We start from the raw sequence: 17,037 nt of genomic DNA, 5'->3' as shown, positions 1-17,037 counted from the left end.
ATTCATCCCTTGCCTTTTGGGATGAAGTATAGCTAATCATTAGGACATTTCTAAATTGCTCATATAGGACATTATCACTTTGCGGGAACACCCGCATAAGGCCGTGTTTATCAATAGCTTATGCGGCGTGCGTCAGGGCTGTGGGTTGTTTGGAATCGTTTAGCCGGAACCCTGGCTCTTGGTTTTAGAGTACGCCGCTTGACTTTGAGCCGAACGCCGTCGCCAGAATTGAACTCAAAAGCCTTCAGACGCCAGCCCACCTTTCGTCTATCGTACTTCAAATCCAGCTGCCAGGGACACCCGCGCGAATACATGACAAACGATGGCTGCTCGGAATCAAGATAGCTCGCTGTCACCTGAACATTCTCCAGCCCGTCAACCGAATCCGGCACATCGGTCAAAAGGGCAAGAATATCCACTCGCGGCGACAGGTCCGAACAGCCCATCGCATCCAGAAGTGATCCGGCTGACTCGTCAAGGTACTCATTCGTCCGCGGGAAGTAGACATACAGGCGGTCGTCCCTGATTGTTCCCTTCATCGCCCCTTTGCCAAGATACCCACGGCCGCTCAAAGCTGTCACTGAATCCGTTCGATAGACTTCCAGCCGGAACGAAGTTGGTTTTCCTTCGCGCCAGACACGAGCATCAAACAGCCACGCTTCTGCTCTGATTTTATCAACCTTACCCCCTGATGCGGATTCTCGCACGTCTTCTGATCTATAGGAGCTTCCACAGCCGATAAGACTCAGAAGGATAAATCCACCGATGGTGGTCCGGGACAACATCGGTTGCTTAGCCCAGCCTTATGCCAGAGAAAAAATAGACCGCCGCCGAGACGAACGGCCCGAGGATCATCCAGGTCATACCGGAGAAAATCAGGAGCATCAGTATGATCGGTGAAAAACGCTGGAGCTTGTCGAGGAAAGCAGTCTGCTCCGGCGGAAGGATACTGCGCAGTATATGCGAACCATCAAGCGGGAAAAGTGGGATGAGATTAAAAAATGCCAGCGAGCAGTTGATTATAACTGAAAACTTCAGAATCATCAGCACCGCCATAGGCATATCTATTCCCACCGTCATTACTATGCGTAATAGAGACCCGAAGATAAATGCCAATCCAAGATTAGAGAGTGGTCCAGCGGCTGAGATCCAGAAATTGGCTCGACGCGGATCGCGTAGATTCATCAGATTCACCGGCACCGGTTTGGCCCAGCCAAACCGAAATCCTGACAGGAACATCATGGCGGTACCCATCAAATCCAGATGAGCCAGCGGATTGAGGGTCAACCGTCCGGCATCACGCGCCGTAGTATCGCCGTACCGCAGAGCCGTCCAGGCGTGGAAAAACTCATGCACGGTTAGCGCAAATAGAATTGCCGGGGCGGCTATTATCGCTCGTTGTAAAAAATCCTCACCAAACATATTCGCCTATCACTCCTGACACTACTAATACTTCCGTCCTTGCCATCCCTTGCTGTGGGTTCCTAACCAACCTATTGATTCCCACTCGCGCAGAACCAACGAGGTGATTTCTTTGAATTATGGTACGCTTAAGAAAGGCTAACAGCCAGAAAAAAGTGAGGGGGGGGTGGTAAGGACAATATTGATTGCGTAATCTGTCTGTCTTGAGTAGGTCGAGACTATCATCAGTCTCGACACATCTGGCAGGAGCGCGGGGCTCCTACCCTACCAAACTACCCCTTCACCACCCTCGAATTCCTGTCATAAAACCGCCACGGGAGTTCTTTGCCCACACTTATTCCAATACGATTCGACTGACCCACATTAGCGGTTTCCTCGTGACGATCTTCAAGATAGAGTTCACCACCGACAAGATCAAGACCATTGTGCGTGCGATCCAGTCCGAACGAGCGACAGAACTTCCCCGGTCCGTTGAGCAGTTCGTGAGGTTTACTTTTCGGTGAATGTCGTCGCATCTCGTCGATTCCCTCCACCGGCTCTGCCCCACGCAGTAACACTGCCGCCGGGGAGCCTTCAGGTTCAGTCACAATATTGAGACAGTGGTACATACCATAGATAAAATAGACATAGCTGATTCCAGGCGGACCAAACATGACCTCATTGCGTTTGGTCCTTCCCCGCGCAGCATGACAGGCGGGATCATCGGTACCAATATACGCCTCGACCTCAACGATGCGCGCCGAGAGCCGGCAAGCCGGTGTTTTATAGACGATGTACTTACCAATGAGATCAGGAGCCACCTCAAGTGTTGGGCGGACATAGAAGGAACGGAGTAGCATGGTGTGGTTCCTCTCTGGGTGGCCCACAGCTTGCTGTGGGTTCCGTGAATACCTCACCGTCCCCATAACCCTACCACAACGATATCCGGAGTTCGGCAATTGTGATTATAACAATTCGGGCTGTGCCGCAAGTCGTCTATGTGTCGCAATCTTGTCATCAAGACAATCTACGTGCTTACTGATCCCACAGCAAGCTGTGGGCCACCCTGCCTACAAATTTCATCCCGCAGCAAGCTGTGGGGCACCAAGCGAATCTCCCTGATTCTTAAAAAAAGGAGCTAAGCCCCCCAGTCAGGAACGGATTGTGGGCGCGTTCGTTACCTACCGTTGTCTCAGGGCCATGACCGGGGTGACAAGTCACCGAGTCTGGCAGAGTCAGGATTTTCGTTTTGATGGAATCAATCAACTGCTCGGTCGATCCACCAGGTAGATCGGTGCGACCAACAGAACTGAAGAAAAGCGTGTCGCCCGTAAAGAGACGAGCCTCTATTTCGTCGTAGAAACAGACTCCGGCAGTTGTGTGACCGGGTGTCATCAAGACCTTCAATTGGACAGAGCCAATAGCGAGCGTGTCCCCATCGTTCATCAAGTGATCGGGCGGTGGAGTAATGATCGAGTGGCCAACTAGGGCAGTTACATTGGCCGATGGATTCGCCAGCAGGTCCTGTTCACCATCGCCAATATATAGTGGAATCCGATACTTCTCCTTGACCTCTGTTAAGGCTACGATATGGTCGCCATGGCCATGGGTCAGTAAAATCGCTTTCGGCGTGAATCCGGCTTGGTCTACCGCTTCGATAATCCTCTGGGCTTCATCTCCCGGATCAATGATAACACCGTCCCCGGTATCTTCATCCCAGTAAAGGAAACAGTTGACTTCAAACATTCCGACAACAAGTGTTTGCAGCTTCATAATGGACACCAAGATAAGGGCATTGGCCGCAAAGTCAACCCCACACAGGCTTGTGAAATAAGTAACTATTCCCGAGCAAATCTCATTGACCCCATAGCACCCCGGAAGTATATTTCTCGCTTCCTGAATGGAGGATGTTGTAGGATGAGTGCGGAACTGAAAAATAAGATACCGGATCTGAGAAAACGACTCGACAAACTTGCGAGGTTTCTTTGACCTCGATGGACGCAAAAAGCGAATAGCCGCTCTCGAAAAACTGTCTGCGCAGGAAGGATTCTGGGATAACAACCAGACCGCACAGGCAGTGACCAAGGAAACAGCGGTACATCGAAAATGGGTCGAGTCGTACCAACAACTGGATGGCGACCTCAACGATTTGAGTGAGCTTCTGGAGATGACCGATTCCGCAACGGGCACCTCCGACATGGAAGACCTCATGACTGCCCTGAAGGATTTGGAAGACTCCACCGACAAGCTGGAGTCGTCCGCATTGCTGTCGGGTCGCGACGACCACCGCAATGCGTTGCTCACTATCCATCCGGGAGCAGGCGGAACCGAATCGCAGGATTGGGCAGAAATGCTCTTTCGCATGTACAATCGCTGGGCGGAGCGTCGAGGTTTCAAAGTCGATCTGATGGATTACCAACCGGGTGAAGAAGCGGGGCTCAAATCAGCTACAATGGAATTCTCTGGTGATTTTGTCTACGGTCACCTCAAAGCGGAATCCGGTGTTCATCGACTTGTCCGCATCTCCCCCTTTGATGCGGCCGCTCGAAGGCACACTTCCTTTGTATCTGTGCATGTCTTTCCTGAGGCGGAAGGTAACCTTGACGTTGAGATTAAAGATGATGACGTCCGCGTGGACACTTTCCGCGCTTCTGGCGCTGGAGGTCAGCATGTCAACAAAACCTCATCGGCGGTTCGTCTGACACACGCTCCTACCGGTATAGTGGTCTCATGTCAATCCGAACGCAGCCAGCACAAGAACAAGGATGCCGCTTATCGGGTGTTGCGTTCACGCCTCTACCAGCTTCGTCTGGAAGAAGAGGCAAAAAAGATGCAAAAATATGAGGACGCTAAGAAAAAGATCGAGTGGGGTTCACAAATACGATCATATGTCTTCCATCCGTATAACATGGTGAAGGATCACCGCACTTCTGTCGAAACCGGCAATGTGCAGGCTGTGATGGATGGCGATCTGGATCAGTTCATAGATGCCTTTCTGACCGACTCGGAGCTTAATGACAGTCTGCGTCGAACGAGCAAAACGGTATGAATAACATTTCACAGGAAATTGGATCATAAATGAAAGCACTAAGTCGAATCAAGGACAATGCCCGCGCCAAGAAACGCCGGGTAGTACTCCCCGAAGGAACCGAGCCGCGCACTATCCAGGCCGCCAAGAAAATTCGTTCGGAAGAAATCGCTCAGGTAACTATTCTGGGCGACACCAAAGAAATCGAAACATTAGCCAAAGAACACGGCCTTAATCTCTGCCAGGTTGAGGTTGTCGACCCGGCCCACTCGCCAAACTACAATACTTATGTGGCAGAGTTCATGGAGATGCGCAAAGCCAAGGGCATCACCGAGGAGCAAGCGAAGGAGTTGATGGCGGACCCGTTGTATTTCGGAGCAATGTTGGTACGTCACGATCACGCCGATGCTTCTGTCGCCGGAGCCATCAACACCACCGGCAACGTCCTTCGCGCTGCTATTCATGTTCTCGGCCTTAAGCCGGGGATCAAGGTCGTCTCAAGTTGCTTTTTGATGACCCTGCCGAAATACCGCGGCGTCCACGATAAAGTGTTCATGTATGGCGACTGCGCTGTTGTGCCCAACCCGACTCCTGAGCAACTGGCCTCGATTGCTGTTTCCACCGCCGAGACGATGAAATTCCTATTGGGCGAGGAGCCGCGTGTAGCTATGTTGTCATTCTCCACCAAGGGCTCCGCCAAACACGAGGACGTCGACAAGGTTCTCAAAGCCCTCGATATACTTAAGACAGAACACCCCGACCTCAAGGTTGACGGCGAATTCCAATTGGACGCCGCAATTGTCCCCGAGATCGGCGCTCGCAAAGCACCCGACTCGGAGATCGCCGGCGACGCCAACGTTCTGATATTCCCCGACCTTGATGCCGCCAACATAGGTTACAAACTAACTGAGCGACTAGCTGGAGCAACCGCCACCGGACCGATCATTCAGGGGCTGGCCAAACCGGCTAACGACCTATCTCGTGGATGCTCCTTTGATGATATTGTTGATGTCACCGCAATTGCGACTTTGCTGAAGGGATAAGTTTTATGAGTCTGAGCCAACTGGCCAGGGAGATCAGTGAGTCTCCAACCCTGGCCCTCAACGAAACCGCTCGTCTTCTGCGGGAGCGTGGTGAACCGGTCATACATCTCGGAGCCGGTGAACCTAAGAGTAAGGTACCGATTGATGCCATTCTCAGTGCTGCCGCCAGACTGAAATCGGGCGAAGTTCGCTATACACCCACCGAAGGTATTCCCTCACTAATCAAGGCGATCATTCGCTATACTGAGGACAACTACAACAAAGTCGTGGGTCCGCAAAATGTAATGGCTTCCGCCGGTGCCAAACAGGCCATCTATAACCTGATGATGACCCTCGTAAATCCGCAGGATGAAGTCATTATCGTTGCTCCCTATTGGGTCAGCTACCCGGAGATCGTCAAGATGGTCTATGGTGTGCCGGTGATCGTAACACCAGAATCCGGCAGGTTCGTGCCTACGATGGAAGACATCACCCAGAACGTCAGCTCCTACACTAAAGCTATCATCATCAATAGCCCCAACAACCCCTCAGGTGCGGTTTATAGTGAAGACCTCATTGGCGAATTGGTCGAGTTCTGCGAGGCCAAGGGTATTTACCTCGTAATGGACGACATTTATCACAAACTCGTCTTCGATGACCAATCCTGGACTTCCGTATACAAGTTTGTCAAAAAGGACATTGAAGATTCCAAGGTGATCGTCGTTAATGGAGTATCGAAATCATACGCCATGACCGGCTTTCGGATTGGCTGGACTGTCGCCAGTCGCAAGGTTACTGAGACAATGATTAACGTCGCGGCTCAGAACACATCCTGTCCGTCGGTAGTGCTTCAGTCAGCAGCGGCGGCAGCTCTTAATGGAATTCAAAGCGGCGTCGAGAATCTTCGGCTCACCCTGGAGAACAATGCCGCAATCATGCTCAACGAGCTAAACTCCTTTAGCGGCATTCATACCGTCGTACCGGGGGGAACATTTTACTGCCTGCCAGACTTCTCAGCCTACGAGAAAAACTCCGTGAAACTCTCGAAATTCCTTGTGGACAAAGCCAGAGTAGTAGCGGTGCCGGGCGGAGAGTTCGGTATGGAAGGACACCTGCGGCTTAGCTTCTGTGGCTCCGTCAAGGATATCCGTGAAGGCATCGCCCGTATCAAATGGGCGCTTGATCCCGAGTCACCGAACGAGATATATATCGGTGACCGCAAGTTCAGGAGGGACTGGCAATGACACAGTACATCATCAAGGTTAAGACACCTGCCCAGGACGAAAAGACCGCCGTCAAAGCTGATTTCAGCCTCTCGAATCACGGTCTGACCAATCTGAACAATGTCTACTGGAATCTTCCGACTGAAGCTCTATACGAAGAGATTATCTTCCGTTCAGAAGGTCGCCTTACTCACATGGGCCCGATCAGTGTCAACACCGGCAAACACACCGCACGTGCGGCCAACGATAAGTTTGTGGTCAAGGAAGCTTCTACCGAGGACAAAATCTGGTGGGGCGAGTATAACCGACCCTATAGCCAGGAAAAGTTCGACGCTGTTTTCAACCGCATGCAGGGTTTCCTTCAGGGTCGCGACCTGTTTGTGCAGGATTGCTATGGCGGCGCCGACGAAAACTACCGCCTGCCCGTTCGCATCATCACAGAATACGCCTGGCACAGCCTTTTTGCCAGCAATATGCTCATCGCGCCCAAGACCAACGACGAACGTCGTCGCTTTATACCTGATTTCACAATCATTGATCTTCCCTCATTCAAGGGAGTGCCACAGATCGACTCCACACTGTCAGAGACTTTCATTCTGTTAAACTTTGATAAGCGTCTCTGTCTGATCGGCAACTCCGGATACGGGGGGGAAATCAAGAAGGCGGTATTTACCGTTATGAACTTCCTGCTCCCGCTCCAGGGCGTGCTGACCATGCACTGTTCGGCTAATGTCGGTCCTAAGAACGACAGCGCTTTGTTCTTTGGTCTATCCGGTACCGGTAAAACTACTTTATCGGCCGACCCCAAAAGAAACCTGGTCGGTGACGATGAGCACGGTTGGAGCGATGAGGGTATTTTCAATTTCGAGGGTGGCTGCTATGCCAAAGTGATCAACCTCTCTCCTACGGCGGAGCCGCAGATCTACGCCTGTACTCAGAAATACGGCACGATCCTCGAAAACGTTGTCTTCGACCCAGTCTCGCGGAATCTTGATCTTGATGATGAACTGATGACACCGAACACGCGCGCTGCATATCCGCTGCACTACATCGATAATGCCGTGCCGGATAAGAAAGCCGGGCATCCGGAGAACATCATTATGTTGACGTGCGATGCTTCGGGAGTCATGCCACCAATCGCTGAACTCTCCCCCGAACAAGCCATGTACCACTTTATCTCAGGCTACACTTCCAAAGTCAGCGGTACTGAGATTGATCTTGGTAAGGAACCTGAGATTACGTTCAGCGCTTGCTTTGGAGCGCCGTTCATGGTGCACCATCCGTTTTATTATGCCGAATTGCTCAAGAATAAGATGCTCAAGCACGACGTCAAATGCTGGCTGGTTAACACCGGCTGGACAGGCGGCCCGTACGGCATTGGTAAACGAATGAGTATTCATCATACACGAGCATTGCTGAATGCCGCTTTGGAAGGAAAGCTGCCGGACTCAGACTTCCGTACCGATCCGGTCTTTGGATTCAGGGTACCACGACATTGCGAAAACGTACCCGACAAAGTACTCAATCCCATTGAGACATGGGAAGACCCCAACGCCTACCGCGAGAAGTATCAGCAGTTGGCGGCTTTGTTTATTGAAAACTTCAAGAAATTCGCTTCCGGCTGTACTCCTGACGTAGTTCAGGCAGGACCGGATAAGACTGGGCTACAAAAATAGCAGAGTCAGCAACTTCGGATTTGATTGAGATTGTTGAGCAGAAGAAAACCGGTTCCCCGGTTTCTTACTGCTTTCAATATCAGAATATAAGGCGACGACAGAATGCCAACATACGAATATCGGTGCACCAAGTGCGGCTATGATTTTGAAGAATTCCAGAGCATAACAGCCCCCCCGATAACTTTCTGCCCTGAGTGTGATGGACTAACTGAGCGGGTGATTACTGGTGGAGTCGGATTTATTTTCAAAGGTCACGGCTTCTACCAAACTGATTATCGCAGTGATAAATACAAATCGGATGCTCGCAAGGATACCACGACAGCTACGACCTCCTCCAGCACCAGTTCATCCGATAAAACCAAGAAGAAAACGGACACGAAAAAGAAGGATTGACGTCTGTCCTAAATCCTAACAGACATCAGTACTTCACCGAGATCAATGCTATCCAAATCCGATTGCGATTCACTCCGAAAGCAACTCTCGAATCCGGATAGCCTCGTTCTTGATCCAGACCATTTTGAACCCTATCGTCATGATGCCACCGACGAGACTGGTGAGCCAGCCGCGATTGTCTTTGCCGAGAGCGAAGAAGATGTGATCGCATCGTTTTCTTTTTGCCGTGACAAAGAAATACCACTAATCCCAAGGGGTGCCGGTACCGGTTTGTCCGGCGGGTGCGTACCTGCTTCAGGTGGATTGGTTCTATCTACCGAGAGAATGATGAAGCTGGACATCGATACGAAGTGTTCTCGCGCTTTCTGCGGTCCAGGTGTTATCACCAAACAGTTGCAGGACGCCGTCGCCGAGCACGGTCTGGCCTACCCACCCGATCCGGCAAGTTTTGAAGAATCGACACTCGGCGGGAATGTCGCTGAAGGTGCCGGCGGTCTACGCTGCAAAAGATTCGGCGTCACTAAAGATTATATCATCGGACTAAGAGCGATTACTCCCGACGGAAGTCTGCTGCGAACCGGCCTTTACGGTGGAGGAAAAGGTTTCGCGCTTGGAGATGTTCTGATCGCCTCCGAGGGTACGTTGGCTGTGATTACAGAGATCGCTGTCCGTTTGATCCCGGCCAGTGACGTCGGCACGACCTTGTTGGTCGCTTTTGACCATACACAGTCTGCTGCACAGACTGTATCCGATATTATTCGAACCGGACTGGTGCCTACAGTACTCGAGTACATCGATGGCGATGCTGCCGCTTGCGCCAATGAATACGAGCACTCACAAGAGCTCGATAATGCTGCCGCACTCTTGCTCATCGAAACCAACGATCTCGAAAGGGAAATCCAGACCAATACCATTCGGCATCTGTGTGAATCCAATCAATGCTCATATCTTCGGATCGAAACTAACCACAATAAGGCCGACAGTCTCTGGGCAGTTCGCCGTAATATATCAAAAGCCATGAAAGCGATGGCTGTCTTGCGAATGTCCGAAGATGTAGCAGTGCCTATCTCCCGACTGCCTGAGCTGGTCGCCTTTGTCCGTCAAATGAACACCTCTTCCCCGCTTCGCATCAACTGTTATGGCCACGCCGGTGATGGCAACCTGCACATCAATTTCATGGCGACAGAAGACTCCGCCAGTTTTCGCCGGACGATGGAACAAGAGATCGAACATCTTCTTCATAAAGCTATCGAACTTGGCGGCACGTTGACCGGCGAACATGGTATCGGTTTGACCAAACGCAAATATCTGGAATCAGAGTTCAATGCAGCCACACTATTGAGCATGAAACGAATCAAGGACGTTTTTGATCCAAACCAGATTCTCAACCCCGGGAAAATCTTTCCTTAATAGATAAGAGCGTCTCATTTTAACTGTCTTGGACTTGACAATACCTTAAGGACATATTACAATTACGCGACAGAGGATGTGAATTGTTTCACATTGGAGGCCGTTTAGCTGAGTAAAGAAACTTACGAAATACATAAACTCACAGATCAAAGGAACATCTCATGGTGAAGACTCTGAAAGAGACATTGGCTGCACAGATCCCGAAGCTCCGCAAAGAGCGCGTCAATCTTCTCAAAAAGCACGGAGCTACAAAGATCTCCGACGTCAACATCGCTCAGGCGATTGGTGGTATGCGCGGCATCAAAGGTATGTGCTGTGATACTTCAGTCGTTGAGCCGGATAAGGGACTCATCGTCCGCGGCTACACTCTTGATAAACTCATGAAGAAACTCCCCGAGGAGATCTTCTGGCTGCTCACGATCGGCAAACTACCGACCAAGGGTGAGTTGGCCTTGTTCCAAAAGGAACTCAAGACCTACGGCAAAGTTCCCGACTACGTCTGGAAAGTCCTTAAAGCTATGCCGAAATCATCGCACCCGATGGCCATGCTCGACACTGCTATCCTGGCCATGGAAAACGAATCTGTCTTCCGCAAGCGTTACGCGGAAGGTATGGCCAAGCAGGACTATTGGGATGCAACGTTTGAGGATGCCATGCGAGTGATGGGCACGATTCACACCATCGCCGCCGGTGTCTACCGCATTAAGTATCACAAGGCAAAATTGATTAAATCGTCGAGAACTCTCGATTGGGCCGCCGACTATGCCAAGATGCTTGGTTTGGCTCCTCGCAAGGGCGACACCGCCAAAATGATGCGCCTCTACCTGACTCTGCACTGCGACCATGAAGGTGGCAACGTTTCAGCCAATACCTGCCACACGGTAGGATCGGCTCTTTCTGATCCTTTCTACGCCGTCTCAGCCGGTCTGAATGGTCTGGCTGGTCCTCTGCACGGTCTCGCCAACCAGGAATGCCTCAACTGGGTCCTGGAGACAATCGACAAGTTTGGTGGCGTACCGACCAAGAAGCAGATTACCGATTATGCCTGGGAGACTCTCAACGCCCACAAGGTGATCCCTGGCTACGGTCATGCTGTACTGCGTGTTACTGATCCGCGCTTCACCGCCTTCCTCGCCTTTGGCAAGAAGTATCTCGCCAAGGATCCGGTCTACAAGACGGTCAAGCTGGTTTACAACGTTGTGCCAGGCGTTCTGAAAGAACACGGCAAGGCTGCTAACCCGTGGCCGAATGTCGATGCCGGTTCCGGCGCCGTTCTGTATGCTTTCGGCCTAACCCAGTTCGAGTACTACACAGTACTGTTCTCGGTTTCACGTGCAATGGGTATGCTGTCGCAGTTGATTCTCAACCGCGCGCTGGGCTCCCCGATCACACGGCCAAAATCAGTCAGCACCGCCTGGCTGAAGAAGGCTGCAAAGAAAAAGTAAACACGATTTGTGTGACTACTTTGAAGGCGGTCCCGATGGGGCCGCCTTTTCTTATGAAGGTATCCTGATGATGAACTCCGCACCGCTGGATTCGGACGCTCCCACCGTTATCGTCCCGCCAAAATCAGAGACAATGCGATGCACTGTCGGCAGTCCCAATCCAGTTCCCCCATCCTTGGTCGTGAAGTATGGTGTGAAAATCTTATCGCGCTGATCAAGTTCGATCCCGGGGCCGTTGTCCGAGAATCTGATCTCTACTCCGATATCGACTCTCTGAACACTGATGCGAACTTGTCCGTCGGAACGACGAACCAGAGCTTCTTTAGCATTACCAAACAGATTTGTGAATAGCTCGCGCAGGCGGTCGGAATTGGCCCTCACGGCAAGATGCGGTTGGACTTCAATCTCCAGCCTGATGTTCAACTCACCAGCCTCAATCTTCAGAAGACGGCCAAATTCCTCAAAGAACTCGCTGAGGACAACCTCCGACAAGACCTCGCGCCCGGTCTGGGCCAGAGCCAAGAATCGGGTAATGATGTCATTGAGGCGCTGTGCTTCCTTACGGATTTCACCGGTGAATGCTTGATACTCATCCTGGTTGGAGTCCGGTATAAACTCTTTGGCTAATCGTTGGGCGGCGATGGCAATTGCATTCAAAGGATTTCTGATCTCATGGGCTACTCCTGCGGCCAATTCACCCATTTCGGACAGCCGTTCACGCTGAGCGGAAGCCTGTTCGATCTCTTTCAGGCGTGTGATGTCATAGACAACGACAACCAATCCCGAGGGGCTTTTCTCACCAAGAGCAACTTCGGAAGCTGCCACCAATAGAGTCTTGCTCCGACCATCAGCACCAGTCACAATTTCGCGTTCTTCAGAAAATCTTTGCCACTCTCCCACCTCTCCCAAGTGTAGCTCGGGAATAGTGACAACCTCATCCCATAACCGTCCCAGGACATCTCTCACACCCAGAATCTTCTCGAAAGCGCGGTTGGCGATAACTATCGTACCATCGGGGCTGAGTGCTGCCACACCGGTCCGCATCTGATCAAAGATTACGTCCGTGCTGGATTTTATGTCACGCAATTCACGACTGATTTGCCGACGTTTCTGACGACTGTTGAAATAAAGCAAACCAAACAGAAGCAGACCGAACATAGCAATCGCCAGAACCGCCATCAGACGATCGAACCCCCGCGAAACGGCATAGAACCCGTCCAGTGAAAGGCCGATCCGAAACAATCCGAAAGGATACTCATCGGTCGCAAACGGCCGCACCAACTCAAGCACGTCCCGATCCTGGAACCGATATTGTCGATGAACAATCGTATCACCTTCAAGGGCTGCGGCCAGAAAAGGATCGGACTCAATCGCCAGCAATTGACCGGTAGCACGGGAGGCAAAGATGATGCCGTCCGTTGATTGATAAATGATATATTCCACACCCGCTTCCCGGGCCATGCTCTGTACCAGGTAACCAATCTGAGTCTGGCTGAGTCCTTCCGCATAGTAGAGGGCATCAGCCACCACCACGAAAACACGATCAAGCGTGTTGGCTAACCGAAGATAATAATGATCAGCCTGACCCACGTCACCACCCTGATAGAAGAGAAGCACATAGTAGCTCTCAGGATCGTCAGCCAGAGCTCTGATTTCCTCTATCACGAAATCTGGAAGAGAACCGTACTCCCCATTGTTTGGGGTGGAGACTATTGTCGAGCCGTCGAGGTCACATATGAATGCCGCTCTAAGATCATGCCGCTGAGCGATCTGCTGCAACGATTCGTCAGCCTTCCCGTCCAGTGGGATGTCACTCAGATTCGCTACTATCTCACTGAATCGTCGATGAACCAGATGATCGTAGAATGACTCCGATGCAATTGCATTCCTTGAGGAATTCGCTAGCGCCTCTGTAAATGTCGTCCCCTGCATCACCAACAGGCTAAGACTGTCAGCCCGGCTGACTCGCATCCCGACCCACGCAAACACGAAGACTAATAGGGCCAATAGCACTACGACTATCACGAGCACAGGCCGATCAAGTCCCGATGCGGAAGTCCTTTTCAACTCACTCATGTAATGAAGAAAGAGGCGCGAGCTCCTGGCTGCAACAAAAAGCTATGTCTACGCACTGGGCATAAGCGTTGAAGAAAACGAAGTCACGTCAAAATCGGCAGACTGCCAGACGGGCAAACAGAGGGTGAAGATCGCACCCTGGTCATAGGCGTATGTAATTTGACCGTTATGGCCGTCGAGTATTTTCCGGCAGGTCACCAACCCAATTCCATTTCCCCGTAGTTTGGTCGTAAAACGGTGCTCAAAGAGCCTGTCTACCTTATCAGACGGTACTCCTGGACCATTGTCGGAAACCTCAATACAGGCAGCCCGCTCACCGCAGATAACAGTAGTCGCTGTAGAAACAACAATGTGTCCCTCAACTCCACTATCGCAGATGGCCTCAGCAGCATTATCAACCAGGTTCACCAATACCTGCTGAACCTGTGCCGCATCAATTTGCACCAGTGGAACACTCGTCGATAGACGCGTATCAATGGTAACCCTATCGAAACGATTCTGTGGTTTTAGAAATGTGATCACATTCTCTACCAATTGGTTCACATCACACACTTCAAGTGTAACATCACCCTGGACACTCTGATTGCTGTCCATCAGTCCATCCGAGAAGCGATTTATGCGTTCAACAGCTTCCCGCATTTGTTGCAGATTGCGATCAGTTTTCTCTTGCTCTCCTCTCGCCATAGCAAGTGGCAGCAATTCCAGATTTCCGGACAGAACCGACAGGTGGTTATTGATTTCGTGAGCAATCTCGCCCGACATCCGTCCGCGGTTATAGAACCGGTCCAACCGAATCATCATTTCCTGAAACCGCTTACTTTCGGTAATATCCCGGACCATGTACAGTTGCGCAATCGGAGATCCGTCGCCAGCGGCTAACGGCAGGCTTATCAGGTAGGCTGGAAAATGGCTGTCATCCTTCCTGCGTCCAACAATCTCAAACCCTGATTCGCTATCGGTGGATTTCTCTTCGTCGGTCTGAGAGTCAACTGCTCTGTCGAATATTGTCTCCAGTGGACTACCCATTGCCTCCCGAATACTATAACCAAAAAGCTCCGATGCTTTGCGATTGAAAATGATAATACTACCGTTGAGATCGCTTGCCACCACCCCGACTGGTGAGTTTTCAATGATCGTCCCGAGCAGAATCTGTGACTCCTTCAGACTTACAGTGGCATCTTTCAGTCGATGGTCATACTGCGCCATCTTTTGCTGGTCATCCCACAAAGTTCGAGATATTTGGTTAAAGGCAGTTCGCACTCGATCCAATTCCTGTTCACCCTCTCCCTTAATTTCGAAATACATTTCTCCTTGTGCCGTTTGTTCGAGACCATGAAGGAGGAGGCGGTATGGATGGTTGAACCGTCGAATGATGAGATAGACCATCAACAACGCCGACAGTGTCGCGCCGAGGAAGAGAATCAACAAGGCATAGAGCATTGCGGACCGGTCAGACACCAGAAGATTATGTTCCCACACAAAAAGGAGCAACGCTGTATTGCCGGTTTCTTCTCCGAATGAATAACCGTACAGGATACGTTCGTTATCCAGTTCAAGAGGAATCAAACGCCCATGCAGATCTGCACCCCACAACTGCCGGTCATCAATGGCTCTGACTTCGCACAAGATATCCAGATCCTGGCCGACGGCTGCCGTAGTATCAGGCCGATACCAACACTCCAGAGATTCTCCATCAGATTGGTGAAAACGAAGTTGGGCTAAGACAATGCCCTTGTCCACAGCCATTGTCTCCCCCAAAACAACCTCGGCCCTGGCTTGTGTCAGCGAATCAGCTGGCCCACCGTTCGAGTCGCCCATAACCGTCAGCATCTGCGATTCATGCACCTTCAAATGCGCTGTTAGACGCTCGGTATCCCTACTCCACGATCCCTGAGCACTGGGATACAGGACTATCAAGATGAAAGCCGCAAACACAAAAGCCACCTGTACGATAATCAGATGGCTCAACCTGACCATCAACCCAGGTTTGTGATCAGCAACAAACTTCTCGAATGCTTTTTGCGTGTTCTGATACATCAACCTATATATCGGCAGATTTTGAATGAAGAGTCGGGTTGGATAAAAAAAACTGGGAGTGGTGGAGGGGGATTGCCCGACTCAGATGTCAGGTGGCTGGAATACCAGCGCGCACCACTCCCAGGAATTTCCCTGAAAGATAATTATCACCGCTATGCATATATAGCAATCCACATGCCGTTATTCAACATAGGGACGTTCAAGATTGTAGCTTGTTCAATGTATGACGCGACTTAGGCGCTGTATGGTATCTTCCAGACAACAGCAGAGCAGTTTCAAAACCAGTTTCGTACTGCCTGCTGATTCATCAAATGCGCAGGATCATGCACACTTGACCTCACTAGTTTGTGCCTTCGGAATCAGAGTTCGACCAGAACGGAGACTTAATCCCCCAATTCTTCCAGCCGTTTTTCAGCCGCAACTGCCGCTGTTGTACCGTCGCCAACGGCATTGGTAATCTGTCTTACTAATTGAGCCCGAACATCTCCGCAAGCATATATGCCGGGAATGGAAGTCTCCATCTTCTCGTCAGTGAGAATGTACCCACCCTGGTCCCTGCGAAGCGCCTCGCGGGTAATGTCGGAGTTGGGTCGGAAGCCAATAAATACAAATATGGCGCCAACCTTAAGTGTGAACTTGTCTCCCTTTTTGACATTCTTGATAGAAAGATCTGTTACCTTATTGCCATCTCCATTGACAGATTCCACTACCGAATCCCAGATAATCTCGATCTTGTCATTGTCGAAAGCTCGCTGCTGAATGATCTTCTGGGCGCGGAGTTCATCACGGCGGTGAATTATGCATACCTTGGAGCCAAACTTCGTCAGGAATATCGCCTCCTCCACCGCGGCGTCTCCCCCACCAGCAACGGCAATAACTTGATCGCGAAAGAAGGCTCCATCACAAATGGCACAGTAGGATACCCCCTTACCAGTATATTCCTTTTCTCCCGGTACACCAAGATACACGGGTGAACCACCTGTGGATAATATGACAGCCTTAGCCCGATAGGTTGTCCCGGAGGCACAACGCACCAGTCGGTCTTCGCCTTCAACACAAATTTCCTCAACTTCTTCCGATTCGATTTTCAAACCGAATTTCTTAGCATGATCGGCCATCTTCTGAGCTAATTCCCACCCCGAAATGTGTTCAAACCCCGGATAGTCCTCCACCTCTTCGGTGTTGGCGATCTGTCCTCCGGGTTGGAGCTTCTCAAGGCACACGACCTTACGTTGCGCTCTGGCCGCATACAATCCAGCAGTCAGTCCACCCGGTCCGGCGCCTACAATAACGATATCATACTTTTTCTCTTCAGCCATCTGTCAC

Annotated in this window: 14 protein-coding genes; 7 read left to right on the top strand and 7 right to left on the bottom strand. The window is 51.0% G+C overall.

Annotation, left to right across the window (positions count from 1 at the left end):
- Window positions 1-110: 110 nt before the first annotated feature.
- The 4 genes from KOO62_07275 to KOO62_07260 all read right to left on the bottom strand — a co-directional run bounded on the left by KOO62_07275 (window position 111) and on the right by KOO62_07260 (window position 3,174).
- Window positions 111-707 carry a hypothetical protein gene (locus tag KOO62_07275; protein ID MBU8933793.1) on the bottom strand — a complete coding sequence of 199 codons (597 nt, stop codon included), beginning with the start codon at window positions 705-707 and terminating at the stop codon, window positions 111-113.
- Between the two features lie 85 nt (window positions 708-792).
- Window positions 793-1,422 carry a site-2 protease family protein gene (locus tag KOO62_07270; GenBank protein ID MBU8933792.1) on the bottom strand — a complete coding sequence of 210 codons (630 nt, stop codon included), beginning with the start codon at window positions 1,420-1,422 and terminating at the stop codon, window positions 793-795.
- Window positions 1,423-1,694: 272 nt separating this feature from the next.
- A complete protein-coding gene (locus KOO62_07265; GenBank protein ID MBU8933791.1) occupies window positions 1,695-2,261 on the bottom strand; it encodes a DNA-3-methyladenine glycosylase in 567 nt (188 codons plus the stop codon).
- 265 nt (window positions 2,262-2,526) lie between these two features.
- Complete coding sequence (locus KOO62_07260; protein ID MBU8933790.1) at window positions 2,527-3,174, bottom strand: MBL fold metallo-hydrolase; 648 nt, start codon at window positions 3,172-3,174, stop codon at window positions 2,527-2,529.
- Window positions 3,175-3,318: 144 nt separating this feature from the next.
- Between KOO62_07260 and prfB the strand changes: the two genes are divergently transcribed.
- From prfB to KOO62_07225, 7 genes are all read left to right on the top strand, one after another.
- A protein-coding gene (prfB, locus tag KOO62_07255; protein MBU8933789.1) for a peptide chain release factor 2 occupies window positions 3,319-4,450 on the top strand; the annotation gives its coding sequence in 2 pieces (ribosomal slippage) (window positions 3,319-3,372 and window positions 3,374-4,450; 1,131 coding nt in all).
- Window positions 4,451-4,479: 29 nt separating this feature from the next.
- The gene (gene pta, locus KOO62_07250; protein ID MBU8933788.1) at window positions 4,480-5,472 is read left to right on the top strand and encodes a phosphate acetyltransferase; all 993 of its coding nucleotides are present in this window, start codon (window positions 4,480-4,482) and stop codon (window positions 5,470-5,472) included.
- Between the two features lie 5 nt (window positions 5,473-5,477).
- On the top strand, window positions 5,478-6,695 hold the full coding sequence (locus KOO62_07245) for a pyridoxal phosphate-dependent aminotransferase (GenBank protein MBU8933787.1): 1,218 nt from the start codon (window positions 5,478-5,480) through the stop codon (window positions 6,693-6,695).
- A complete protein-coding gene (gene pckA / locus KOO62_07240; GenBank protein ID MBU8933786.1) occupies window positions 6,692-8,350 on the top strand; it encodes a phosphoenolpyruvate carboxykinase (ATP) in 1,659 nt (552 codons plus the stop codon). The genes KOO62_07245 and pckA overlap by 4 nt, the downstream gene beginning before the upstream one ends.
- Window positions 8,351-8,452: 102 nt before the next feature.
- Window positions 8,453-8,743, top strand: coding sequence for a zinc ribbon domain-containing protein (locus tag KOO62_07235; GenBank protein MBU8933785.1), 291 nt, complete (start codon window positions 8,453-8,455; stop codon window positions 8,741-8,743).
- A 45-nt stretch (window positions 8,744-8,788) separates the two neighbouring features.
- Window positions 8,789-10,153, top strand: coding sequence for an FAD-binding protein (locus KOO62_07230; protein MBU8933784.1), 1,365 nt, complete (start codon window positions 8,789-8,791; stop codon window positions 10,151-10,153).
- A 164-nt stretch (window positions 10,154-10,317) separates the two neighbouring features.
- The gene (locus tag KOO62_07225) at window positions 10,318-11,598 is read left to right on the top strand and encodes a citrate (Si)-synthase (GenBank protein MBU8933783.1); all 1,281 of its coding nucleotides are present in this window, start codon (window positions 10,318-10,320) and stop codon (window positions 11,596-11,598) included.
- Between the two features lie 51 nt (window positions 11,599-11,649).
- Here KOO62_07225 and KOO62_07220 read toward each other — a convergent pair whose 3' ends face one another.
- From KOO62_07220 to trxB, 3 genes are all read right to left on the bottom strand, one after another.
- A complete protein-coding gene (locus tag KOO62_07220) occupies window positions 11,650-13,674 on the bottom strand; it encodes a PAS domain S-box protein (GenBank protein ID MBU8933782.1) in 2,025 nt (674 codons plus the stop codon).
- A 48-nt stretch (window positions 13,675-13,722) separates the two neighbouring features.
- Window positions 13,723-15,711: a PAS domain S-box protein gene (locus tag KOO62_07215; GenBank protein MBU8933781.1), complete on the bottom strand. Its 1,989-nt coding sequence runs from the start codon at window positions 15,709-15,711 to the stop codon at window positions 13,723-13,725.
- Window positions 15,712-16,094: 383 nt separating this feature from the next.
- Window positions 16,095-17,030, bottom strand: coding sequence for a thioredoxin-disulfide reductase (trxB, locus tag KOO62_07210; GenBank protein MBU8933780.1), 936 nt, complete (start codon window positions 17,028-17,030; stop codon window positions 16,095-16,097).
- Between the last annotated feature and the right edge of the window lie 7 nt (window positions 17,031-17,037).

The organism is Candidatus Zixiibacteriota bacterium (assembly GCA_019038695.1).
Lineage (GTDB): Bacteria > Zixibacteria > MSB-5A5 > GN15 > FEB-12 > B120-G9.
Note: the sequence above shows the minus strand (reverse complement) of the source record. Positions and strands in the feature narration are given on the sequence as shown.

Bases quoted from the DNA above. Each gene is read 5' to 3' on its own strand.
- KOO62_07270 (MBU8933792.1), bottom strand. From the start codon at position 1,422: ATGTTTGGTGAGGATTTTTTACAACGAGCGATAATAGCCGCCCCGGCA.
- KOO62_07265 (MBU8933791.1), bottom strand. From the start codon at position 2,261: ATGCTACTCCGTTCCTTCTATGTCCGCCCAACACTTGAGGTGGCTCCT.
- KOO62_07260 (MBU8933790.1), bottom strand. From the start codon at position 3,174: ATGAAGCTGCAAACACTTGTTGTCGGAATGTTTGAAGTCAACTGTTTC.
- pta (MBU8933788.1), top strand. From the start codon at position 4,480: ATGAAAGCACTAAGTCGAATCAAGGACAATGCCCGCGCCAAGAAACGC.
- KOO62_07245 (MBU8933787.1), top strand. From the start codon at position 5,478: ATGAGTCTGAGCCAACTGGCCAGGGAGATCAGTGAGTCTCCAACCCTG.
- pckA (MBU8933786.1), top strand. From the start codon at position 6,692: ATGACACAGTACATCATCAAGGTTAAGACACCTGCCCAGGACGAAAAG.
- KOO62_07235 (MBU8933785.1), top strand. From the start codon at position 8,453: ATGCCAACATACGAATATCGGTGCACCAAGTGCGGCTATGATTTTGAA.
- KOO62_07230 (MBU8933784.1), top strand. From the start codon at position 8,789: ATGCTATCCAAATCCGATTGCGATTCACTCCGAAAGCAACTCTCGAAT.
- KOO62_07220 (MBU8933782.1), bottom strand. From the start codon at position 13,674: ATGAGTGAGTTGAAAAGGACTTCCGCATCGGGACTTGATCGGCCTGTG.
- KOO62_07215 (MBU8933781.1), bottom strand. From the start codon at position 15,711: ATGTATCAGAACACGCAAAAAGCATTCGAGAAGTTTGTTGCTGATCAC.
- trxB (MBU8933780.1), bottom strand. From the start codon at position 17,030: ATGGCTGAAGAGAAAAAGTATGATATCGTTATTGTAGGCGCCGGACCG.